Here is a 22,669-nt window from a genome sequence, read left to right as displayed (position 1 = left end):
ATCAACTCATGTCAGCCATGCCATCCATGCCATCCAGCGCGGGCAGCAGCACGACCGCGACGACCACGATCAGCACCGTGGGCCCGCCCAGCCGGCGCAACACCGAGCTGGCGCTGCTCGCGTTCGCGGTGATCCTGCCGTGCTTCGCGTACGCCAACGTCGGCCTCGCGCTCAACGGCGAGATGCCCTCCGGAATGCTCGGCTACGGCCTCGGCCTCGGCCTGCTCGGCGGCGTCGGCCACCTGGTGGTGCGCAAGTTCGCCAAGTACGCCGACCCGCTGCTGCTGCCGCTGGCCACCCTGCTCAACGGCCTCGGCCTCGTGATGATCTGGCGGCTCGACCAGTCCGAGCGGCTGGCGCGGCTGGCCAAGGCCCAGGGCTTCACGTTCCAGGCGTCCGCCCCGAACCAGCTGATGTTCTCCGCCCTGGGCATCGCGCTGTTCGTCGGCGTGGTGATCTTCCTCAAGGACCACCGCATCCTGCAGCGCTACACCTACATCTCGATGGTGGTCGCGCTGATCCTGCTGGTCGCCCCGGTGTTCTTCCCCGGCAAGTTCGGCGCCAAGATCTGGATCACGATCCCGGGCCTCGGCTCCATCCAGCCCGGTGAGTTCGCGAAGATCATCCTGGCGATCTTCTTCGCCGGCTACCTGATGGTGAAGCGCGACGCCCTGGCCCTGGCCAGCCGCCGCTTCATGGGCCTGTACCTGCCGCGCGGCCGCGACCTCGGCCCGATCCTCGCCGTCTGGGCGCTCAGCCTCGTCATCCTCGTCTTCGAGACCGACCTGGGCTCCTCGCTGCTGTTCTTCGGCATGTTCGTCGTCATGCTGTACGTCGCCACCGAGCGCACCAGCTGGATCGTCTTCGGCCTGCTGATGTCGGCGGGCGGCGCGGCCGTCGTCGGCTCCGTCGAGCCGCACGTCAAGGTGCGTGTGATGGCCTGGCTGCACCCCTTCGCGGTCTACGACAACCCGCGCCCGTCCTGGGCCACCACCGAGCAGATCGCCCAGGCCATGTTCGCCTTCGGCTCCGGCGGCGTCTTCGGCACCGGCTGGGGCCAGGGCGCCTCCGACCTGATCCAGTTCGCCGCCAACTCCGACTTCATCTTCGCCTCCTACGGCGAGGAGCTCGGCCTGGCCGGCGCCATGGCGATCCTGCTGATCTACGGCCTGATCGTGGAGCGCGGCATGCGGACGGCCCTCGCCGCCCGCGACCCCTTCGGCAAGCTGCTCGCCACCGGCCTCGCCGCCGCCTTCGGCATCCAGGTCTTCGTCGTGGCCGGCGGCGTCATGGGCCTCATCCCGCTGACCGGTATGACCATGCCCTTCCTGGCGCAGGGCGGCTCGTCCGTGATCGCCAACTGGGCGCTCATCGCCATCCTGATAAAGATCAGTGACACGGCACGGCGCCCGGCCCCGGCCCCCGCACCGTCCACCGACGCCGAGATGACCCAGGTGGTCCGCCCGTGAACAAGCCCGTACGCAGGATCGCGATCTTCTGCGGCCTCCTCGTTCTGGCCCTGCTGCTCCGGGACAACTGGCTGCAGTTCGTCCAGGCGGACGAGCTCAAGACGCACAAGAACAACCGCCGCGTCGACATCGCCCGCTACAGCCAGCCCCGCGGCAACATCATCGTCGACGGCCAGGCCATCACCGGCTCGGTCGAGACCGGCGGCGTGGACTTCAAGTACAAGCGGACGTACGTGGACGGCCCCATGTGGGCGCCGGTCACCGGCCGCTCCTCGCAGGTCTACGGGGCGACCCAGCTGGAGAAGCTCTACGACCGCGTCCTCATCGGCGACGACGACCGCCTGTTCTTCAACCGCACCGTCGACATGATCACGGGCAAGGGCAAGAAGGGCGGTGACGTGATCACCACCCTGAACAGCAAGGCCCAGAAGGCCGCCTTCGAGGGCCTGGGCGACAAGAAGGGCGCGGTCGCGGCCATCGACCCGCGCACCGGCAAGATCCTCGCCCTGGCGTCCACCCCGTCGTACGACCCGTCGAAGATCGCGGGTGCCAACGACGGCAAGGAGTGGACGACGCTGGACAAGGACAAGAACCAGCCGATGCTCAACCGGGCGCTGCGCCAGACGTACCCCCCGGGCTCCACGTTCAAGGTCGTGACGGCCGCCGCCGCGCTGGAGAACGGCCTGTACAAGGACGTCGACTCCAAGACCGACTCGCCGCTGCCGTGGACGCTGCCGGACACCCGGGTCACCCTCGACAACGAGGGCAACATCCCCTGCAAGGACGCCTCGCTGCGGGTGGCCCTGCAGTACTCCTGCAACACCGTCTTCGGCAAGGTCAGCGCCGACCTGGGCAACAAGAAGATGATGGAAGAGGCGCAGAAGTTCGGCTTCAACAACGACAAGGTCGACACGCCGGTCCGCGCCGCGACGAGCGTCTACCCCAAGGACAACCGTCCGCAGAACGCCATGGACGGCATCGGCCAGGCCTCCAACCGCGCCACGCCGCTGCAGATGGCCATGGTGGCCGCCGCGATCGCCAATGACGGCAAGCTCATGGAGCCGTACATGGTCGACAAGGTGCGCGCCCCCAACCTCAACGTGATCGAGACGCACCAGCCGAAGGAGATGTCCCAGCCGGTCTCGCGGGACAACGCCCGCAAGCTGCAGTCGATCATGGAGACCGTGGTCAACGAGGGCACGGGCACCAAGGCCAAGATCCCGAACGTCACCGTCGGCGGCAAGACCGGAACCGCCCAGCACGGCGTCGACAACAGCGCGAACCCGTACGCGTGGTTCATCTCCTACGCCAAGGGCACCGACGGCTCGCCCGTCGCCGTCGCCGTGGTGATCGAGAGCTCGGACACGCTGCGTGACGACATCGCCGGTGGCGCCCTCGCCGCGCCCGTCGCGAAGAAGGTCATGGAGGCGGTGCTCAGCACGGCGAAGTGACGCGGCTCACCTTCGCCGTCCGGCGCCGCGGATGTCGGTACCGGTCGTGTATCAGGTGGCCGTCGCGGCCGGAAGGGGCGTGACGTGCCGGGTACCGTATGCCGGACAGCACACCGCCGGACGTAGTGAAGGTGCGGTCAGGAAAACGGAAGGGCTGGAGCTATGGAAGAGCCGCGTCGCCTCGGCGGCCGGTACGAACTGGGCTCGGTGCTCGGCCGCGGTGGCATGGCCGAGGTCTACCTCGCCCACGACACCCGGCTCGGCCGCACCGTCGCCGTGAAGACGCTGCGGGTGGACCTCGCCCGCGACCCGTCCTTCCAGGCCCGGTTCCGCCGTGAGGCCCAGTCGGCCGCCTCGCTCAACCACCCGTCGATCGTCGCCGTGTACGACACCGGCGAGGACTACGTCGACGGCGTCTCGATCCCGTACATCGTCATGGAGTACGTGGACGGGTCGACGCTGCGCGAGCTGCTGCACTCCGGCCGCAAGCTGCTGCCCGAGCGGTCGCTGGAGATGACCATCGGCGTCCTGCAGGCGCTGGAGTACTCCCACCGGGCCGGCATCGTCCACCGCGACATCAAGCCGGCCAACGTCATGCTGACCCGGACCGGTCAGGTCAAGGTCATGGACTTCGGCATCGCCCGCGCGATGGGCGACTCCGGCATGACGATGACGCAGACCGCGGCCGTCATCGGCACCGCCCAGTACCTCTCCCCGGAGCAGGCCAAGGGCGAGCAGGTCGACGCGCGTTCCGACCTCTACTCCACCGGCTGCCTGCTCTACGAGCTGCTGGCGGTCCGGCCGCCCTTCGTGGGCGACTCGCCGGTGGCCGTCGCCTATCAGCACGTGCGGGAGGAGCCGAACCCGCCGAGCGTCCACGATCCCGAGATCACGCCCGAGATGGACGCCATCGTCCTCAAGGCGCTGGCCAAGGACCCGGACTACCGCTACCAGTCGGCCGACGAGATGCGCGCCGACATCGAGGCGGCCCTGGAGGGCCAGCCCGTCGCCGCCACGGCCTCCCTGAACGCCGTCGGCTACGGCGCCGACGCCCCGACCGCCATGCTCCGTCCCCAGGCCCCCCAGGGCCCGGGGCAGACGTCCATGCTGCCGCCCGTACGGGACGACGACGGCGGGTACGGCGGCTACGACGACGGCAACGGCCGGCGGCGCGGCGGGGGCGGCGGCCGCAAGAGCAACCTGTCGACGATCCTGCTGGTCGTCGCGGGCGTCCTGGTGCTGGTCGGTGCGATCTTCATCGGGAAGTCGCTGTTCAGCGGCAGCGGCAACGCCTCCAAGGTGTCCGTGCCGAACCTCGTCGGGCAGACGCTGAAGGACGCCCAGCAGCAGGGCGTCAACGGCGACTTCAAGGTCGTCCAGAACGGCACGGAGACCTGCGAGCAGCCCAAGGGCAAGATCTGCAGCCAGGACCCGCAGGGCGGCGGCAAGATCGACCGGGGCGGCGAGGTCAAGGTCAAGCTCTCCGAGGGCGCGGCCAAGGTCGAGGTGCCGGACGTCACCGAGAAGAAGCTCGACAGCGCCCGGCAGATCCTGGAGGCCAAGGGCTTCCAGGTGAACACCAAGGCCAAGCCGGCCGCCGAGGGCGTCGCGCCCGACACGGTCACCGACCAGGACCCGAAGGGCGGCTCGAAGGCCGAGAAGGGCTCCGAGGTCACGCTGACCGTCGCCACGGCCAAGCCGACCAAGACGGTGCCGTCCGTGGTGGGCCAGAACGTCGAGGCGGCGAAGAAGCAGCTGTCCGACAACGGCTTCCAGGTGTCGGTGACGGAGGAGGACTCCACGCAGCCTCCGGGCACCGTCACCAAGCAGAGCCCCGACGGCAACACCCAGGCCGCCCAGGGCTCCATGGTCACCCTGACCGTCGCCAAGGGCCCGCAGAACGTCACCGTGCCGCCGGTCCTGACGCACAAGCTGAAGGACGCCAAGAAGGAGATCGAGGGCGCCGGCCTGAAGGTCGGCAACGTCATCGGCCCGCAGGACGACAACGCGGTCGTGCAGACGACCAACCCGCTCCCGGGCAACCAGGTCGCCAAGGGCTCCGCGGTCGACCTGACGACCACGGCGGGCCTTCCCGGCTCCGACACGGGCAACCCCGGCACCGCCACGGGCGGCGACCAGGGCGCGACGGGCAACACGGGCTTCATCGGGGGCGGCTTCATCGGGGGTCGCCGCCACTAGCGCCTCCGGCGGTCAGACAGCAAACAACGGCGAGGGTCCGGCGGAAACACATTCCGCCGGACCCTCGCCGTTCTGGTACCTCGCCGTCGCGGCGGAACACACTGCCGCCGCAGCGGCGAGCAACCGAAACGGCGTCTCCCGGCGGTGCCGGACTCGCCTCCGCCCGGCTCGGCACCGCCGGAATCCGCCGCGCCGGCTGCGCGCCGTCGCGGCGGAAGGAAAGGGCTTTACCGCAACTCCGCCGGAGGCGTCCGCTTCGCGTCCACCTTCTCCATCCGCTCCAGCTCCGCCCACACGATGTAGCGGTAGTCGGAGGTGTAGACGGGCGTGCAGGTCGTCAGGGTCAGGTAGCGGCCCGGCTTCGTCCTGCCGGACTCCTTCGGGACGGGGTCGATGACGTCGACGTTGTACTTCGAGGTCTGCTTCAGCTCGGCGTAGACCTTGTAGACGTACCAGACGTCGCGGGTCTCGAAGACGACCGGGTCCCCCGTCTTCACCTTGTCGATGTTGTGGAACTTCGCGCCGTGCCCGTCGCGGTGGGCGGCCAGCGTGAAGTTGCCCTCCTTGTCCCACGGCATGGCGGACTTCGCGGGGGAGGTGTAGAAGCCGGCGACGCCCTCGTTGAGGACGTCGGTGCCGGTGCCGCGCTTGACCAGGACCTCGCCGTTCTTCATGGCGGGCACGTGCAGGAAGCCGATGCCGTCCTTGGTGTCCAGGGCGCCGGGGCCCGAGGGGCCCTTGGCCCAGCGGTCGCGCACCTGGTGGCCCTGCCGCTTCGCCTCGCGGTCGGCGAGGACGTTCGTCCACCACAGGGAGTAGACGACGAAGAGGGCCAGGATGAGGCCCGCTGTGATCAGCAGTTCGCCGATGACGCCCACGGCGACGGCGAGGCGCCCCCGTCCCCGGTCAGTCCGTGCCACTGACGTTCGTACCCCGCTCACTGTTCCCGCGTGTCTCAGTTGACGAGCGCGTCCGGCTTTCCCTTGCTCCGGGGCCGCTCGTCGACCATCTTGCCCCACACGATCAGACGGTAGGTACTGGTGAACTCGGGGGTGCAGGTGGTGAGGGTGATGTAGCGGCCGGGGCCGCGGAAGCCCGAACCGGCCGGCACGGGGGCGATGACCGCGACGTTCGCGGGTGACGTCTGGTCCAGACGGCTCGTCATCTCATACGTGTAGAAGGCGCTCCGCGTCTCGACGACGATCTTGTCGCCGGGCTTCAGCCGGTTGACGTAGCGGAACGGTTCGCCATGGGTGTTGCGGTGGGCGGCGAGCGCGAAGTTGCCCTCCTTGTCCCACGGCATCGCCGTTTTGAGGGCAGCGGCGCCACCGTCTCCGTAGTGGCCCACCATGCCGTGGTCGAGCACCTTCTGCTTGCCCACCCCCTCGGCGATGGGGGCCTTCACGTCCAGGGACGGGATGTAGAGGATCGCGAAGCCCTCGCCCGGCGAGAACGCGCCCGCGTCCCGGTCGGCGCCCTGGCCGTCCTCGTCCCAGCGGCTCTGCAGGTGGTGGGTCGCCCCGCCCGCCTGGTGCAGGGCGCGGACGTTCGTCCACCACAGCTGGTAGGCGACGAAGAGCAGCATCACCAGGCCCGCGGTGATGAACAGCTCGCCCGTCAGACGGCACAACAGCACGCCCACGCTGCTGCGCCGCGCCTTCCGCGCCGCCTGGCGCCGTGCGGCGCGGCCCCCGGTCCGTACGGGCCGGGGCGCCGCCTCGGACGGCACCTCCACCCTGCGCAGCTCCATCGTCGCCCGGTCCTCGGGCGGCAGGGGCTGCGACACGACCCGCGGGGGCGTGGTCACGCCCCGGCCGCCCCGGTCTTGCCCACCACCGGGGCCAGGCCCGCCGATCGCTCCACCGCCGTGGCGTCACCGCAGGCGACCAGCCAGTTGGCGAGCATCCGGTGCCCCCACTCGGTGAGCACGGACTCGGGGTGGAACTGCACGCCCTCGACCGGCAGGTCGCGGTGGCGCAGGCCCATGGCGATGCCCGACTCCGTCCAGGCGGTGATCTCCAGCTCGTCCGGCCAGTTCTCCCGCTCGACGGCCAGGGAGTGGTAGCGGGTGGCCGTGAAGGGCGAGGGCAGGCCCTGGAAGACGCCCGCGCCCTCGTGCGTCACCAGCGACGTCTTGCCGTGCAGCAGCTCGGGCGCCCGGCCGACCACGCCGCCGTACGCGACGGCCATCGACTGCATGCCCAGGCAGACGCCGAAGACGGGGATGCCGTGCTGCGCGCAGTGCCGCACCATGTCGATGCAGACACCGGCCTGTTCGGGCGCTCCCGGCCCGGGGGACAGCAGGACGCCGTCGAAGCCCTCCTGGGCGTGGCCGAGCTCGACCTCGTCGTTGCGCCGCACCTCGCACTCGGCACCGAGCTGGTAGAGGTACTGGACGAGGTTGAAGACGAAGCTGTCGTAGTTGTCCACGACGAGGATGCGCGCACTCACTGGTTGACCGCCATTCCGTTGTCGACCGTCACGTCATTGAACGGCAGGAGCGGTTCCGCCCAGGGGAAGACGTACTGGAAGAGGACGTAGACGACCGCCAGGACGAGCACCAGCGAGATCAGTGCCCGTACCCACGCGTTGCCCGGCAGATGCCGCCAGATCCAGCCGTACATGCTGTCCCCACTTGCCGATGACGTAGTCGAAATTGCAGCACCAGAGTAAGGGGCGGGCACGGTCCGAGGGGGTCAGCCGGACAAAGCGCCGGGCCGCCCCTGTGCGACGGGCGAGGTGGCGTCCAGATGCGCCCACACGATCAGCCGGTGGCTGTGGCCCCACTCCGGCTCGCAGGTGGTGAGGGTCAGGTAGCGGCCGGGGCCGCGGAAGCCGGAGGCGGCGGGCACGGGGTCGATGACGCCCGTGTCGTCGGGCCGGGTGCGGTACGGGCGGCCGTCCACGCGGTACGTGAACCAGGTGGTGCCGTCGTTGATCACCACCGCGTCGCCCGCGCGGAGCTCGTCGAGGTCCTTGAAGGGGTCGCCGTAGGTGCGGCGGTGGCCGGCGACCGCGAAGTTGCCCGGCGCGCCGGGGCGGGCGGTCCCCTCGTAGTGGCCGAGGCCCTTCTTGAGGAGCTCGGTGCCGGTGCCTTCGAGGACGGGTTTGGCCCAGCCGGCGCCGAAGCGGGGGACGTACATGACGGCGAAGGCCCGGCCGGCCCGGGGCGCCTGGCCCGCGGCGCCCGTGCGGGGCGCGGTGCGGGAGGGAGCTCCGGGCTGTGCCGGGGCGGAAGGGGTGGAAGGGGCGGAAGAGGCCGAAGGGGCCCCCGGCCGGCCGGGCGGTGCGCCGGGCCCGGGCGGCGCATCCCCGGGCTGCGGCTCCGATGCTGCCTCTCCCGGCTCCCCCGGCGCGGCGGCCGCGCCCACGGCCCCGCTCGACCAGCGCTCCTGGAGCCGGCCGAGCTCCTCGTCCATGGCGCGGTCGGCGCGCACGCCCGTCCAGTAGAGGACGTAGACGACGAAGAGGACGAGCAGCGCGCCGGTGGTGACGCACAGTTCGCTGAGCGTGCGGACGACGGTCCTCGGCCTCACCGTTGGCCTCCTCCGGGCGTGACTCCGGGGCGCGCCCGCGGCGTTAGTCCACGGGCTTGGCGTAGTGGAGGTCCACTGTGCCCGAGTAGCCCGGAAGAGTCAGCGCGTCGTGCTGGTCGACTTTCCAGCCGAGCCCGTACGCGTTGACGTACTGGAGGTAGTTCTGGATCGCGGGGGAGGAGTCGACGGCCTTGCGGAGCGCGCCGCGGTCGCCGACGGCCGTCACCTTGTACGGCGGGGAGTAGACGCGGCCCTGCAGGATCAGGGTGTTGCCGACGCAGCGGACCGCGCTGGTGGAGATCAGCCGCTGGTCCATGACCTGGATGCCCTTGGCGCCGCCCTGCCAGAGGGCGTTGACGACGGCCTGCAGGTCCTGCTGGTGGATGACCAGGTCGTTGGGCTGCGGCTGGGGGACGCCGGGGATCTTCGCCGTGGCGTTCGGCGGGGCGTCGGTGAGGGTGACGGTCAGGCCGGGGCCGCTGAGCTTCTGCGTGCCGGCGGCCGCCGCGAGGTCGGCCAGCTTCTTGTTCTGCGCGGCGGTGTTGCCGTTGTCGCGCCGGGCGAGGGCGTCGACCCGGGAGCGGACGGCCGCGGCGCTCTCGTCCAGGTCGGCGTTCTTGCGGCTGCGCTCCTGGATGAGGTCGGAGAGCCGGAGCATGGAGTCGTCGGTGCGGATGTTGGTGCCGTGGGCGGTGTTGAAGCTCATCCAGAAGATGAGGCCGGCCAGCGCGAACACGCCCCCGGTGAGCAGCCGGACGGGCTTGAAGCGCCGGGAAGGCCTGCTGGTGGAGTCCGCAGAATTACTCAACGTACCCTTATCCTCTCCGGCGCCACGGAAGCACTACGCTAACGGACGCCCGAGCGAAGGTGGCGTTCCTGCCGCTCGCCGCCTCGGACCAGCCTTTTGTCCCGCCCCATGCAGCCCCAGCGCGGTCACGCAGCGCATCGACAGGAGAGTTCCTCGTGCCGAAGTCACGGATCCGCAAGAAGGACGACTTCACGCCGCCGCCGGCGAAGCAGCAGAGCATCAAGCTGAGCAGTGGGCGTGGCTGGGTGGCGCCGCTGATGCTGGCGATGTTCCTGATCGGGCTGGCGTGGATCGTCGTCTTCTACGTGACCAGCGGCGACATGCCCATCGAGTCCCTCCATAACTGGAACATCGTGGTCGGTTTCGGCTTCATCGCGGCGGGGTTCGTAGTCTCCACACAGTGGAAGTAGCAAGTCCTCCGGGGAGCCTTCCGGGGAGTTATCCACACCCTCGTCCACAGTGGGGAAAAACTCAGAAGATCTGTGGATAACTTCCCCGGCGTTGACGCCGGTGTGACTGATCACAAGCGCGTGGGGCCGCTTGGCGGCCCCGTCCACCAGCGGAAACGCAGCTTTGTACGAGCGCGGACACGTGTTCCCCACGACGTGCACAAGATCTTGTACGCGCTGTGGACAAAGCCGGTGGACAGAGGCTGACAGAGCCTGACCACAAGCCGGCGGACCGCGCCGATGGGCGGAGCCCGTGGGGCAAACCCGCCGGTCAGCCGCCGGGCAGCCGGTCAGCCGCCGGGCAGCTGCCGGTCAGCCGGGGAACGCGAAGAGCTCCGGCAGCGTCGCCGTCCGCACGATCACCGCCGCGACGATCACCGCCAGGGTCACGCCGCACGTGAGGCCCTGGACGAGCGCCCGCTTCTCGCGGGGGGCGTGCACCATCCCGTACGCGACGGCAGCGCCCACCACCAGCCCCCCGATGTGGGCCTCCCAGGCGATGTTGTGCCAGGTGAACGTGAAGATCAGGTTGAGCACGAGCAGCGCCGCGACCGGCCGCATGTCGTAGTTCAGCCGGCGCATGATCACCGCGGTGGCGCCCAGCAGGCCGAAGATCGCGCCGGACGCGCCGAGCGAGGGCTGGCGCGGATCGGCGACGACGAAGGTGAGCGCGGAGCCGCCGAGGCCGGACAGCAGGTACAGCGCGAGGTAGCGGGCCCGGCCCAGGGCCGCTTCCAGCGGCGGGCCGATCCACCACAGCGACAGCATGTTGAAGGCGATGTGCATTGGCGCCTGGTGCAGGAACATCGAGGTCAGCAGCCGGTACCACTGGCCCTCGGCGACGCCCTGCGGCTCGCCCGCGAGCACGGCGCGGCCGAACAGTTCCAGCTCGTCGAGCAGGCCGTCGCCGGTGGCCATGACCGCGATCCACAGGGCGACGTTGACCGCGAGCAGGACCTTGGTCACCAGCCGGGGGTCGGCGGCCTGTGTGCCGCCCGCGAGGGTGCGCGGCGCCGTGGCCTGCGGCGGATGCCCCGTGCCGGAGCCGCCGGCGACGCAGGCCGGGCACTGGAACCCGACGGATGCGCTCACCATGCACTCCGGGCAGATCGGCCGCTCGCAGCGGGTGCAGCGGATGCCGGTCTCCCGGTCGGGATGCCGGTAGCAGCCCACGGCCTGGTCGTTCATGCGTTCCCCTTGCGCCGGTGTCGGGCGGGCCTGTCCGGGACGCGCGGCCCCGCCCGTCATATACGGACGAGCGGGGCGCCGGGTTCCCTCACGCGGGTCTCACGCGGTTCTCGCGCGGACGAGGGAGGTGAAGTCCTGCCGTCAGAGGTGAAGTCCTGCCGTCAGCGGGTCTCGATGACGACCGACTTGATGACCACGTCGTGGACCGGCCGGTCGGTGCGCGGGTTGGTGTCGGTGGTGGCGATGGCATCCACGACCTTCTTCGACGCCTCGTCCGCGACCTCGCCGAAGATGGTGTGCTTGCCCGTCAGCCACGCGGTGGGCGAGACGGTGATGAAGAACTGCGAGCCGTTGGTGCCCGGGCCGGCGTTGGCCATGGCCAGCAGGTAGGGCTTGTTGAAGGCCAGGTCGGGGTGGAACTCGTCGGCGAACTTGTAGCCCGGGCCGCCCGTGCCGTTGCCCAGCGGGTCGCCGCCCTGGATCATGAAGCCCTCGATGACGCGGTGGAAGACCGTGCCGTCGTACAGCTTGTCGGTGGTCTTCTCGCCCGTCTCCGGGTTGATCCAGGCGCGCTCGCCCTTCGCGAGCTCCACGAAGTTCTTCACCGTCTTCGGGGCGTGGTCCGGAAGGAGCCGGATCTCGATGTCGCCCTGGCTGGTCTTCAGGGTGGCGTAAAGCTGCTCTGCCACGGTCTACCTTCCCTAGTCCTCACTGACGGCTAACGATCCTTGCACGTACGGGTTGGCGGCGAGTAGCGGACAAACGCCCGCGCGCCGCGCGAAACCGTGGCATGGTCGACCCGGGGCTCATGCCCCGTTCACCCCTCGCTCATGTCCCGATGACCCGGATGCCCGCCCGCACATGCCGGACCGCCCGTCCACAGGCATGATTTTTCACTGGGTGGAAAGGCGACAAAACATACGCCACCGAGGAGGAGGATCTCGTGACCCGCAAGGACAGCGTGCGCGCCGCGGCCGGCTCGGCGAAGGACAGCGTCCGGCACGCCGCGGAAGTGGTGGCGCCCTACGCCGGCACGGCCAAGGACACCGCCGTGCACTATGCGCATGAGGCCCGTACGCGACTGGCCCCCAAGGTCGCGGAGGCCGCGCACCTGGCCGCGCACCAGGCCCGCTCCCAGTACGACGCACATCTCCAGCCCCGGATCGAGCACGCCCGCGGCGCCCTGCCGCCGAAGATCGACCAGGCCGCCGTGCGGGCCCGCACGGCCGTCGAGCCGGTCCGCGACGAGGCCGTCGCGCGCAGCGCCGCCGCCCTGGCCGCGCTGCGCGGCCAGGTGAGCCCGAAGGACATCGAGAAGCTGGTCGCCCGGCGCGACCGGCGCTGCCGGGCCGGGCGGATGCTCCGCCGCTTCGCCCTGGCCGGCCTGATCGCCGGCGGCGCGTACGCCGCCTGGAAGTGGTGGGACAAGCAGGCCAACCCCGACTGGCTGGTCGAGCCGCCCGAGGCCACGGAGGTCCGGGACCGGCCTCCGCTGACGTCGGTCGACGGCACGGGGCCCGAGAGCTCGTCCTCGCCGCTCGACCCGGAGGTCCAGGCCAAGCAGGCCGAGGCCGAGTCCTCTCCGGACAACGACGGCTCCGGCGGCGACCGGCCGTAGCGGCCCCGTAAGCAGCGCCGGCGCCCGTAAGCAGCGCCGGCACCCCTTCCCACGTCCGCGCCGAGCCCTCCCGGGCCCGGCGCGGACGTGTTTTCCGGCCACTTCCCGGGAATGGGAATCCGGTCGGCCGGGCCCGCTGCGGCACGTAAGCGGAGCCCGTTACTCAAAGAGCGGCGGCGGTTACCCGCAGGATATTGCCATTCCTTTTCGGAAACACCGCCGGTAGAGTTCGAGAAGGCTGATTGGCGGGGTCATGACGCACCCTCGCCTTCGTTTCCATGGGCGGCAGCCCCCGTGTTGCCGACGCGCAGCCGTTGCCCCGCAGGGGCCGGACCCGGTCCGGCCGCCCGGGCAATACCGGGAGAGACGATGGGGAAACAAAAAGCGGACTTGAAATTCATGTGAAATCCCCCCGGTTATGCGGTGGCGCGTCAGGCACCCCCCACCAGGCCCGACGAATGAGAAGAGAATGGAAAAAATCGCTACGGAGGCGCCGTCGCTCTCGCCTCTCGGTGACCTCCATGTGCTGCTCTACCGCATGGCACTCGAACAGGGCAGGCTCCGGCCGTCGGCGGCCGCCCGCCGCTTAGACGTCCCGGGCGCCGACGTCAGCGCCGCCGTGGCCGACCTCTCCCGCCTGCACCTGCTGCACCCCGCGGAGGACGGGCACCGCCCCGCCCGGTCCCCCGGCGAGCACCCCGCCGGCGCCGGCCTCGACACCGAGTACACCGCCCGCAGCCCCGACGCCGCCGTCACCCACGTGACCGGCCCGATCGAGGCGAGGATCCAGCAGCTGCACCGCGAGTCGGAGCGGATGAGCAGTCATGTGCTGGCCATGAAGCCGGTGTTCGAGGAGTCCTGGCAGGGCGAATCCGCCCGGACGCCCATCGAGTACCTCACCCTGCCCGACGCCGTCCGCTCCACCCTCGAACGCCTCTCCGCCGCCGCCCGCACGGAGATCGCCGCCGCCCACCCCGACGTGCCGGCGCCCGCGGCCCTGGAAGAGGGGCTGCGGCGCACCACCGAGGCGCTCGGCCGCGGCGCGCGCGTGCGCACCCTCTATCCCCACTCCGTCCTCACCCACGCCCGCGTGCGGCAGCACCTGTGCCGGATGGTGGCGCTCGGCGCCGAGGTCCGCACCACCGCCCACGTGCCCGACCGGGTCCTCTTCTTCGACGCCGCGACCGCCGTCCTCGCCGACCACGGCAGCTCCCCCGGCGACGGCAAGGGCGCGCTCGCCGTACGCGACCCCTCGCTCGTGCGCTTCCTCCACCGCTCCTGGGAGAGCGCCTGGGAGTCCGCGCGGCCCTTCACCGGGACGTCCGGCGATGCTCCGGCCAGGGACGAACTGCGCCGCTCCGTCCTCGAACTCCTGGAGTCCGGCATGAAGGACGGGATGGCGGCCCGCCGGCTCGCCATGTCGGTCACCACCTACCGGCGCCACGTCACCGAGCTGTGCGCCGAGCTCGGCGCACAGAGCCGTTTCCAGGCGGGAAGCTACGCCCGCCGCGCCGGTCTGCTGGACGGCTGAGGCGCTGCGGCCGAGCGCCGGACCGTGTGCCACCGGCTCATGAAAAAATCCCCTCCGGTCTGCGTTTCCGCAGGTCGGAGGGGATATCCGTGGAGCCTAGGGGAGTCGAACCCCTGACATCTGCCATGCAAAGACAGCGCTCTACCAACTGAGCTAAGGCCCCGTCGCCGACCAGACTACCCGGTGCCCGCGGTCTTTTCCGACCGGGTATCGCCGGGGCCCAGCACTCTCCGTAGGATGCACCGCAAGATTCGCTGCAGCGAAGCGAAGGGGAGAGCGAGATGGACGCAGCACAGCAGGAAGCCACCGCCCGCGCACGGGAGCTGCAGCGGAGCTGGTACGGAGAGCCGCTGGGGGCGCTCTTCCGCCGTCTCATCGACGACCTCGGCCTCAACCAGGCGCGGCTCGCCTCCGTGCTCGGCCTGTCGGCCCCCATGCTCTCCCAGCTGATGAGCGGCCAGCGCGCGAAGATCGGCAACCCCGCCGTGGTCCAGCGGGTCCAGGCGCTGCAGGAGCTCTCCCGCCAGGTCGCCGACGGCACGGTGAGCGCCGCCGAGGCGGCCGACCGGATGGAGGAGGTCAAGAAGAGCTCGGGCGGCTCCGTCCTCAACTCCACGCAGACGACGGCCAGCAGCGGCGCGCCGACCGTGCGCCGGGTGGTCCGCGAGATCCAGTCCCTGCTGCGCTCCGTCGCCGGGGCGGGCGACATCATCGAGGCCGCCCAGAGCCTCGCCCCAACCCATCCCGAACTCGCCGAGTTCCTGCGGGTGTACGGCGCCGGGCGGACCGCCGAGGCGGTCGCGCACTACGAGGCCCACCAGAGCTGACCGCGCGCACGCGATGGGTGAGCTCTTCGCCGGGCGCTACGAGCTGGTGGACCCGATCGGCCGCGGCGGGGTGGGCGCCGTCTGGCGCGCCTGGGACCGGCGCCGGCGCCGCTACGTGGCGGCCAAGGTCCTCCAGCAGAGCGACGCCCACACCCTGCTGAGGTTCGTCCGCGAGCAGGGCTTACGGATCGACCACCCGCACGTGGTGGCACCGATGAGCTGGGCCGCCGACGACGACAAGGTCCTGTTCACCATGGACGTGGTGAGCGGCGGCTCGCTCGCCCATCTCATCGGCGACTACGGGCCCTTGCCGCCGCACTACGTGTGCGTCCTGCTGGACCAGCTGCTGTCCGGCCTCGCGGCGGTGCACGCCGAGGGCGTGGTGCACCGGGACATCAAGCCCGCGAACGTCCTCCTGGAGGCGACCGGCACCGGCCGGCCCCACGTCCGGCTCTCCGATTTCGGCATCGCCATGCGCAAGGGGGAGCCGCGCCTGACGGACACCAACTTCGTGATGGGCACCCCCGGTTATTTCGCCCCCGAGCAAATGCTGGGCGACGAGCCCGATTTCCCCGCCGACCTCTACGCCGTCGGCCTCACCGCGCTGTATCTCCTCACCGGCCGCAAACCCGACGCCGAGGCGCTCGTGGAGCGCTTCGCCGAGCACGGCACGCCCGGGGCACCGGACGAGGTCCCCGAGCCCCTCTGGCACGTGATCGCGGGCCTCCTGCAGCCCGATCCGGGGCTGCGCTTCCGTACGGCCACGGGCGCGCGCAAGGCGCTCGCCGCCGCCGTGGAGATGCTGGGCCCGCCCGGCGCGGACGAGGAGCCCATCGAGGTCTTCGACCAGCTCGGGCCACTGCCCGCCGGCTTCGGCCCGGACGGCCCGCAACGCCCTGCCCAGCCGGTACCGCCGCTGCTGCCGGCCTATCCGCCGCCTCCGGCGCCTCCGGCGTCTCCCGTGCCGCAGACGCTCCAGCCGGTCCCTACGCGCGCGTACACGTCGCCGTACGGGCAGCAGCCGTACGAGCAGCAGCCCGTTCACCAGCCCCTCGCAGGGGGTCTTCCGCAGCCCCTGCAGCAGCCCCTGCCGCGGTCTCTTCCGCAGCCCGCGCGGCCACCGGCGGGGCCGCCCGCGAAGGTGGCCGTGCCCGTGCTGATCGTCGCGCTGCTCTGCCTGGGGATCGGCATCTGGGCGCTCAGCGCCGGCTAGATTGCTTCCGCAAATAAATCATTTGCGTATGAAAATAGCAGGGCCCCGGCCGTGTCGGCCGGGGCCCTGCTCAGGACTCGTTTGTCTCACACACCCGAACCTGCGGGCACGGAGTCGGTCGCCTCCGTCCACAGGTCCTGCTCGGCGCGATCCGCCTGGATCTGGCGGTACACGAGGAGCCCGCCGATGGCGGCCAGTGCGACCAGGAGGAGCTTCTTCACCGCGCGACCTCGTCTTTCCTTGACGTAAGGGGACCTCTGGTGGCCGATGATACACACCGGCCGATACCGATCGGTGACCTGTGCGGCGCCCGGTTCCGCGGCGCCTTCGCCGGCCGGTCACGCACCCAACTGCCCACCTGGGGAAACCACCTGGCGAAACCGCCCGGGGAAACCGCCCCCGGGAAAACAGATCGGCCCGGGCGGAGAATCTCCGTCCGGGCCGATCGTGCGGTGGGGCTAACAGGACTTGAACCTGTGGCCTCTTCCTTATCAGGGAAGCGCTCTAACCGTCTGAGCTATAGCCCCGCGCGACACCGAAAGATTAGCGCACTTGGGGCCCGGGACCAAAATCCTGCCCGGCCGGGCCCCCGCGCCCGGCTATTCGTCCTCGGCGAGGGTCAGCTCCACGCCGCCCACGAAGCCCGCCGAGAGGTTGTAGACGAAGGCCCCCAGCGTGGCCAGCGCGGTCGCCAGGACCACGTTGATCACGGCGATGACGGACGTGAAGAGCAGGGTGTGCGGCAGCGACAGGAACGACTGCAGGTCGAAGCCGCCGCCGTCGCTGGAGGTCGTGGCGTCGCTGATCGTCCCGCCGACGGTCGAGAAGACGCCCATGGCGTCCATGACCGTCCACAGGACGGCCGCCGCGACGATCGTGCAGATGCCCAGCGCGATCGACAGCAGGAAGCTGACCTTCATCACCGACCACGGGTCGGCCTTGGCCACCCGCAGCCGCGCGGTGCGCGAACGGGGTGCGGGCCGCGCGGCCGGGCGCGGCGCGGCGCCCTGCGGGGCTGCCGGGCCCGGCACGGAGCCGGCAGCCCCGCTGGGCTTCCCGGCCTCCTGCGGGGCCGTGCGGACCGCCTGGGACGCCTTGGGCGCACCCTTCTTGAGGGCGCCCGCAGCGGGCTTGGAGCCGCTCTGGCCGGGGACCCGGGGCGGAGCCTTGACCGCGTTCCGCGGGTCGGCCGTGGAACCCTTCGCCGCGCTCTTGGCAACGGGCTTGCTTCCGTTGCTCCCGGCGTCTGCGCTCTCGGCCTCGTCTGCCACGGATGCAGCCTTCCCCGCCCCGGCGGGCTTCACGTCTTCGGACTGCGTCGTCTTGGAGCCCGCGGCCTTCTCCGCCTTGGTCCCCTTGGCCGGCTTACCGGCCTCGGCCGCAGCGGCGCCCGCCGCACCGGCCGGAGGCTCGTAGGCCTGCGGCGGGTGATACGGCTTCGGCTCTCGGGTCTCCGTCAACGTGCCCCCTCGGGAGTCGGCGTCCGCGGCGGAGCCACGGGCGCCGGCCTGATCGGTAGCAGGTGCGGCGGTAGTGCTGCGCTCGGCACCTGCACCGCTTGCCGCGGCGCCCGTGGCTCGACTCACGACTTACTCCTCGGTGTTTCCTGCCGGGGCGGATGCGCCCTCGGCGCCCTGGACCCCGTCGCCCTCGGCTGCGTCGGTCAACTCGTCGACCTCTTCAGCCTCGCGACCGGCCTCGGCGTTCCTCGCGATGCCCACGACGGCATCGCGCTTGCCCAAGTTGATCAGCTGGACGCCCATGGTGTCACGGCCCGTCTCCCTGACCTCGCTGACCCGTGTGCGGATCACGCCGCCGCTGAGCGTAATGGCAAGGATCTCGTCCGTCTCCTCGACCACCAGCGCGCCGACCAGCGAGCCCCGATCCTCCACGATCTTGGCCGCCTTGATACCGAGGCCACCCCTACCCTGAACGCGGTACTCGTCCACGTTCGACCGCTTCGCGTAGCCGCCGTCGGTCGCGGTGAAGACGTACGTCCCCGGGCGCACGACGCTCATGGAGAGCAGCTCGTCGCCCTCGCGGAAGCTCATGCCCTTGACGCCGGAGGTGGCCCGGCCCATCGGACGGAGGGCTTCATCCGTAGCGGTGAACCGGATGGACTGCGCCTTCTTGCTGATCAGCAGCAGGTCGTCCGCGGCGGAGACCAGCTCGGCACCGATCAGCTCGTCCTCGGCGCCGCTCTCGGTCTCGCGCAGGTTGATGGCGATGACGCCGCCCGAGCGCGGGGAGTCGTAGTCCTTGAGCGGGGTCTTCTTCACCAGGCCGGACTTGGTGGCGAGCACCAGGTACGGCGCGGCCTCGTAGTCGCGGACGGCGAGGATCTGGGCGATCTTCTCGTCCGGCTGGAAGGCCAGCAGGTTGGCCACGTGCTGGCCGCGGGCGTCACGCCCGGCGTCCGGCAGCTCGTAGGCCTTGGCGCGGTAGACCCGGCCCTTGTTGGTGAAGAAGAGCAGCCAGTGGTGCGTGGTGGAGACGAAGAAGTGGTCGACGATGTCGTCTTCCTTGAGCTTCGTGCCCCGTACGCCCTTGCCGCCGCGCTTCTGCGAGCGGTAGTCGTCGGTCTTGGTGCGCTTGACGTAGCCGCCGCGCGTGATCGTGACGACGATGTCCTCCTCGGCGATCAGGTCCTCGATGGACATGTCACCGTCGAAGGGCACCAGCGCCGAGCGCCGGTCCTCGCCGAACTTCTCGACGATCGCCGTGAGTTCCTCGCTGATGATCTGGCGCTGCCGCTCCGGCGAGGCCAGGATCGCGTTGTACTCGTTGATCTTCGCCTGGAGCTCGTCGTGCTCCGCCACGATCTTCTGCCGCTCCAGGGCGGCCAGCCGGCGCAGCTGCATCTCCAGGATCGCGTTGGCCTGGATCTCGTCGATCTGCAGCAGGCCCATCAGGCCCTCGCGGGCGACGTCGACGGTCTCGCTGCGCCGGATGAGCGCGATGACCTCGTCGATGGCGTCCAGGGCCTTGAGCAGGCCGCGCAGGATGTGGGCGCGCTCCTCGGCCTTGCGCAGCCGGAAGCGGGTGCGCCGGACGATGACCTCGATCTGGTGCGTCACCCAGTTGCGGATGAACGCGTCCAGGGAGAGGGTGCGCGGCACGCCGTCGACCAGGGCCAGCATGTTGGCGCCGAAGTTGGTCTGCAGATCGGTGTGCTTGTAGAGGTTGTTCAGGACGACCTTGGCGACCGCGTCCCGCTTGAGGACGATCACCAGGCGCTGGCCGGTGCGGGAGGAGGTCTCGTCGCGGACGTCGGCGATGCCGCCGATCTTGCCGTCCTTCACCAGGTCGGCGATCTTCTGCGCGAGGTTGTCCGGGTTCACCTGGTAGGGCAGCTCGGTGACCACCAGGCACTGGCGGTTCTGGATCTCCTCGACCTCGACCACCGCGCGCATGGTGATCGAGCCGCGGCCGGTGCGGTAGGCCTCCTCGATGCCCTTGCGGCCCACCACGAGGGCGCCGGTCGGGAAGTCGGGGCCCTTGATGCGCTCGATGAGCGCGTCCAGCAGCTCCTCGGGCGTGGCCTCCGGGTTGGCCAGGTACCACTGGGCGCCCTCGGCGACCTCGCGGAGGTTGTGCGGCGGGATGTTGGTCGCCATGCCGACCGCGATGCCGGCGGAGCCGTTGACCAGCAGGTTGGGGATGCGCGACGGCAGGACCGTCGGCTCCTGGTTGCGGCCGTCGTAGTTGTCCTGGAAGTCGACGGTCTCCTCGTCGATGTCCCGGACCATCTCCATGGACAGCGGCGCCATCTTGCACTCGGTGTACCGCATGGCGGCGGCCGGGTCGTTGCCCGGGGAACCGAAGTTGCCGTTGGAGTCCACCAGCGGCATCCGCATGGCCCAGGGCTGGGCGAGGCGGACGAGCGCGTCGTAGATGGAGGCGTCGCCGTGCGGGTGGTACGTACCCATGACGTCACCGACGACACGGGCGCACTTGTAGAAGCCCTTCTCGGGGCGGTAGCCGCCGTCGTACATCGCGTAGAGCACGCGGCGGTGCACCGGCTTGAGGCCGTCGCGCACGTCGGGCAGCGCACGCGAGACGATCACGCTCATCGCGTAGTCGAGGTAGGAGCGCTGCATCTCCGTCTCGAGCCCGACGGGCTCGACGCGCAGGCCCACGCCCTCCAGCGGGGCGGGCGCGCCCTCGGGGGTCACCTCGGGCACGGGGGCGGTGGGGGTCTCAGGGGTCTCGTCGGCCATTGCTGTTCAAAGTCCTTTCGCGCTGCGGCTGTCTCGGGGTGGGCCGACAGGCTCAGATGTCGAGGAAGCGGACGTCCTTGGCGTTGCGCTGGATGAAGGAGCGCCGCGCCTCGACGTCCTCGCCCATGAGCACCGAGAACAGGTCGTCCGCCTGCGCGGCGTCGTCCAGGGTGACCTGGCCGAGGACGCGGTGGTCGACGTCCATGGTGGTCACGCGCAGCTCCTCGGCGTTCATCTCGCCGAGACCCTTGAAGCGCTGGACCGAGTCGTCCTTAATCCGCTTGCCGTTCTCCCGGCCGAGCTGGATCAGGGCGTCGCGCTCGCGGTCGGAGTAGGCGTACTCGAAGTCGTCCCGGCCCCACTTGATCTTGTAGAGCGGGGGGCGGGAGAGGTAGACGTGCCCGGCCTCGACCAGCGGACGCATAAAGCGGAAGAGGAAGGTGAGCAGCAGGGTGTTGATGTGCTGGCCGTCGACGTCGGCGTCCGCCATCAGGATGATCTTGTGATAGCGGAGCTTCGAGATGTCGAAGTCCTCGTGCACACCGGTGCCGAAGGCGGAGATCAGCGCCTGGATCTCCTGGTTCTGCAGGATCTTGTCGATCCGGGCCTTCTCGACGTTGAGGATCTTGCCGCGGATCGGGAGGATCGCCTGGTACTGCGGGTTCCGGCCGGACTTGGCCGAGCCGCCGGCGGAGTCACCCTCGACGATGAAGATCTCGCACTTGGCCGGCTCGTTCGACTGGCAGTCGGACAGCTTGCCCGGCAGCGACGCCGTCTCCAGCAGGCCCTTGCGGCGCGTGAGGTCACGGGCCTTGCGGGCCGCGACGCGCGCGGTGGCGGCCTGGATGGACTTGCGGATGATGTCCGCGGCCTCGTTGGGGTTACGGTCCAGCCAGTCCGTCAGCTGCTCGTGGACGACCTTCTGCACGAAGGTCTTGGCCTCGGTGTTGCCCAGCTTGGTCTTGGTCTGGCCCTCGAACTGCGGCTCGCCCAGCTTGACGGAGATGATCGCCGTCAGGCCCTCGCGGATGTCGTCGCCCGTGAGGTTGTCGTCCTTCTCGCGGAGCAGCTTCTTGTCGCGCGCGTAACGGTTGATCAGACCGGTGAGCGCCGCGCGGAAGCCCTCCTCGTGGGTGCCGCCCTCGTGGGTGTGGATGGTGTTGGCGAAGCTGTAGACACCCTCGGTGTACTGGGTGTTCCACTGCATCGCGATCTCGACCGAGAGCAGCCGCTCCTTGTCCTCGGCGTCGAAGTCGATCACCGTGGGGTGGATGACCTCGCCCTTGCGCGAGTTGAGGTAGCGGACGAAGTCGGAGATGCCGCCCTCGTAGTGGTAGCGGACGGTCAGGGGCTTGCCGTCCTCGTCCACGTGGGCCGGGCGCTCGTCCGTCAGCGAGATGGTCAGGCCCTTGTTGAGGAACGCCATCTCCTGGAAGCGCCGCGAGAGCGTCTCGAAGGAGTACTCGGTGGTCTCGAAGATGTCGCCGTCGGCCCAGAAGGTGACCGAGGTGCCGTGCTCGTCGGTCGCCTCGTTCTGCTGCAGCGGGGCGGTCGGGACGCCGAGCTTGTAGTCCTGCGTCCAGCGGTAGCCGTCGGTCTTGACCTCGACCGCGACGCGCGTGGACAGGGCGTTGACGACGGAGACGCCGACGCCGTGCAGACCGCCGGAGACGGCGTAGCCGCCGCCGCCGAACTTGCCGCCCGCGTGCAGGACGGTCAGGACGACCTCGACGGCGGGCTTGCCCTCGGAGGGCACGATGCCGACCGGGATGCCACGGCCGTTGTCCACGACGCGGACACCGCCGTCGGGGAGGATCGTCACGTCGATGGTGTCCGCGTGGCCCGCGAGGGCCTCGTCGACGGAGTTGTCCACGACCTCGTAGACGAGGTGGTGCAGGCCGCGCTCACCGGTCGAGCCGATGTACATGCCGGGCCGCTTGCGGACGGCGTCCAGTCCCTCGAGGACGGTGATCGCGCTGGCGTCGTAGGACGTGGCGCCGGGTGCGGCCTCCGCCGCACCGTCCGTAGCAGGGGTGGTGTTCTCGTTGGGGTTGCCGGAATCGGCCACGAAGCGCCCTTTCTGGCACAGCACAGGCCATCCCCGACTGCGGCGGGGAGACCCCACCCGAGGCAGGCAGGAGCGGCTGCGTCGTTCTGCGT

Annotated in this window: 20 protein-coding genes and 2 tRNA genes; 8 read left to right on the top strand and 14 right to left on the bottom strand. The window is 70.3% G+C overall.

Annotated features, from left to right (window positions below; genetic code table 11):
- Positions 1 to 26: 26 nt before the first annotated feature.
- The 3 genes from ACSNOH_RS06400 (at position 27) to pknB (ending at position 5,119) form a co-directional block, all read left to right on the top strand.
- Complete coding sequence (locus ACSNOH_RS06400) at positions 27 to 1,469, top strand: FtsW/RodA/SpoVE family cell cycle protein (RefSeq protein WP_436720205.1); 1,443 nt, start codon at positions 27 to 29, stop codon at positions 1,467 to 1,469.
- Positions 1,466 to 2,920, top strand: coding sequence for a peptidoglycan D,D-transpeptidase FtsI family protein (locus ACSNOH_RS06395; RefSeq protein WP_436720204.1), 1,455 nt, complete (start codon positions 1,466 to 1,468; stop codon positions 2,918 to 2,920). The genes ACSNOH_RS06400 and ACSNOH_RS06395 overlap by 4 nt, the downstream gene beginning before the upstream one ends.
- A gap of 162 nt (positions 2,921 to 3,082) precedes the next feature.
- Positions 3,083 to 5,119: a Stk1 family PASTA domain-containing Ser/Thr kinase gene (gene pknB, locus ACSNOH_RS06390; protein WP_436720203.1), complete on the top strand. Its 2,037-nt coding sequence runs from the start codon at positions 3,083 to 3,085 to the stop codon at positions 5,117 to 5,119.
- Positions 5,120 to 5,346: 227 nt separating this feature from the next.
- On the opposite strand, the gene ACSNOH_RS06385 is transcribed toward pknB, so the two are convergent.
- The 6 genes from ACSNOH_RS06385 to ACSNOH_RS06360 form a co-directional block, all read right to left on the bottom strand.
- Positions 5,347 to 6,039, bottom strand: coding sequence for a class E sortase (locus ACSNOH_RS06385; protein ID WP_436720202.1), 693 nt, complete (start codon positions 6,037 to 6,039; stop codon positions 5,347 to 5,349).
- Between the two features lie 35 nt (positions 6,040 to 6,074).
- Entirely contained in the window at positions 6,075 to 6,926 is an 852-nt protein-coding gene (locus ACSNOH_RS06380) for a class E sortase (RefSeq protein ID WP_436720201.1), read from the bottom strand.
- The gene (locus tag ACSNOH_RS06375) at positions 6,923 to 7,570 is read right to left on the bottom strand and encodes an aminodeoxychorismate/anthranilate synthase component II (protein ID WP_436720200.1); all 648 of its coding nucleotides are present in this window, start codon (positions 7,568 to 7,570) and stop codon (positions 6,923 to 6,925) included. Before ACSNOH_RS06375 ends, ACSNOH_RS06380 begins: the two co-directional genes overlap by 4 nt.
- The gene (locus ACSNOH_RS06370) at positions 7,567 to 7,743 is read right to left on the bottom strand and encodes a hypothetical protein (protein ID WP_179081707.1); all 177 of its coding nucleotides are present in this window, start codon (positions 7,741 to 7,743) and stop codon (positions 7,567 to 7,569) included. The genes ACSNOH_RS06375 and ACSNOH_RS06370 overlap by 4 nt, the downstream gene beginning before the upstream one ends.
- A gap of 72 nt (positions 7,744 to 7,815) precedes the next feature.
- Complete coding sequence (locus tag ACSNOH_RS06365) at positions 7,816 to 8,655, bottom strand: class E sortase (RefSeq protein ID WP_436720199.1); 840 nt, start codon at positions 8,653 to 8,655, stop codon at positions 7,816 to 7,818.
- Between the two features lie 43 nt (positions 8,656 to 8,698).
- Positions 8,699 to 9,463, bottom strand: coding sequence for a DUF881 domain-containing protein (locus tag ACSNOH_RS06360; RefSeq protein ID WP_436720198.1), 765 nt, complete (start codon positions 9,461 to 9,463; stop codon positions 8,699 to 8,701).
- Positions 9,464 to 9,618: 155 nt separating this feature from the next.
- Here ACSNOH_RS06360 and crgA point away from each other — a divergent pair, with 155 nt between their 5' ends.
- A complete protein-coding gene (gene crgA / locus ACSNOH_RS06355) occupies positions 9,619 to 9,873 on the top strand; it encodes a cell division protein CrgA (RefSeq protein ID WP_436720231.1) in 255 nt (84 codons plus the stop codon).
- A 351-nt stretch (positions 9,874 to 10,224) separates the two neighbouring features.
- Here crgA and ACSNOH_RS06350 read toward each other — a convergent pair whose 3' ends face one another.
- Both ACSNOH_RS06350 and ACSNOH_RS06345 read right to left on the bottom strand, forming a co-directional pair.
- Positions 10,225 to 11,100 carry a rhomboid family intramembrane serine protease gene (locus ACSNOH_RS06350; protein WP_436720197.1) on the bottom strand — a complete coding sequence of 292 codons (876 nt, stop codon included), beginning with the start codon at positions 11,098 to 11,100 and terminating at the stop codon, positions 10,225 to 10,227.
- A 161-nt stretch (positions 11,101 to 11,261) separates the two neighbouring features.
- Complete coding sequence (locus ACSNOH_RS06345) at positions 11,262 to 11,789, bottom strand: peptidylprolyl isomerase (RefSeq protein WP_436720196.1); 528 nt, start codon at positions 11,787 to 11,789, stop codon at positions 11,262 to 11,264.
- 254 nt (positions 11,790 to 12,043) lie between these two features.
- On the opposite strand from ACSNOH_RS06345, the gene ACSNOH_RS06340 reads away from it, so the two are divergent.
- Positions 12,044 to 12,718 carry a DUF5324 family protein gene (locus ACSNOH_RS06340; protein ID WP_436720195.1) on the top strand — a complete coding sequence of 225 codons (675 nt, stop codon included), beginning with the start codon at positions 12,044 to 12,046 and terminating at the stop codon, positions 12,716 to 12,718.
- A 469-nt stretch (positions 12,719 to 13,187) separates the two neighbouring features.
- Entirely contained in the window at positions 13,188 to 14,249 is a 1,062-nt protein-coding gene (locus tag ACSNOH_RS06335; protein ID WP_436720194.1) for a hypothetical protein, read from the top strand.
- Between the two features lie 90 nt (positions 14,250 to 14,339).
- Here ACSNOH_RS06335 and ACSNOH_RS06330 read toward each other — a convergent pair.
- Positions 14,340 to 14,412: transfer RNA gene (locus ACSNOH_RS06330), tRNA-Ala, on the bottom strand.
- 118 nt (positions 14,413 to 14,530) lie between these two features.
- Between ACSNOH_RS06330 and ACSNOH_RS06325 the strand changes: the two genes are divergently transcribed.
- Complete coding sequence (locus ACSNOH_RS06325) at positions 14,531 to 15,076, top strand: helix-turn-helix domain-containing protein (RefSeq protein WP_030366854.1); 546 nt, start codon at positions 14,531 to 14,533, stop codon at positions 15,074 to 15,076.
- Between the two features lie 13 nt (positions 15,077 to 15,089).
- Entirely contained in the window at positions 15,090 to 16,289 is a 1,200-nt protein-coding gene (locus tag ACSNOH_RS06320) for a serine/threonine-protein kinase (RefSeq protein ID WP_436720193.1), read from the top strand.
- A gap of 86 nt (positions 16,290 to 16,375) precedes the next feature.
- Here ACSNOH_RS06320 and ACSNOH_RS06315 read toward each other — a convergent pair whose 3' ends face one another.
- The 5 genes from ACSNOH_RS06315 to gyrB form a co-directional block, all read right to left on the bottom strand.
- On the bottom strand, positions 16,376 to 16,510 hold the full coding sequence (locus tag ACSNOH_RS06315; RefSeq protein ID WP_003958712.1) for a DLW-39 family protein: 135 nt from the start codon (positions 16,508 to 16,510) through the stop codon (positions 16,376 to 16,378).
- A 232-nt stretch (positions 16,511 to 16,742) separates the two neighbouring features.
- Positions 16,743 to 16,816, bottom strand: a tRNA-Ile gene (locus ACSNOH_RS06310).
- Between the two features lie 72 nt (positions 16,817 to 16,888).
- Positions 16,889 to 17,749, bottom strand: a complete 861-nt coding sequence (locus ACSNOH_RS06305; RefSeq protein WP_436720192.1) for a DUF3566 domain-containing protein — start codon at positions 17,747 to 17,749, stop codon at positions 16,889 to 16,891.
- Between the two features lie 129 nt (positions 17,750 to 17,878).
- Positions 17,879 to 20,509: a DNA gyrase subunit A gene (gyrA, locus tag ACSNOH_RS06300; protein ID WP_436720191.1), complete on the bottom strand. Its 2,631-nt coding sequence runs from the start codon at positions 20,507 to 20,509 to the stop codon at positions 17,879 to 17,881.
- A 52-nt stretch (positions 20,510 to 20,561) separates the two neighbouring features.
- Positions 20,562 to 22,601 carry a DNA topoisomerase (ATP-hydrolyzing) subunit B gene (gene gyrB / locus ACSNOH_RS06295; protein ID WP_436720190.1) on the bottom strand — a complete coding sequence of 680 codons (2,040 nt, stop codon included), beginning with the start codon at positions 22,599 to 22,601 and terminating at the stop codon, positions 20,562 to 20,564.
- Positions 22,602 to 22,669: the final 68 nt, after the last annotated feature.

This window comes from Streptomyces sp. URMC 127, assembly GCF_051386535.1.
GTDB lineage: Bacteria > Actinomycetota > Actinomycetes > Streptomycetales > Streptomycetaceae > Streptomyces.
The sequence above is the reverse complement of the archived record's forward strand: the minus strand, read 5'-3'. Positions and strand labels throughout refer to the sequence as shown.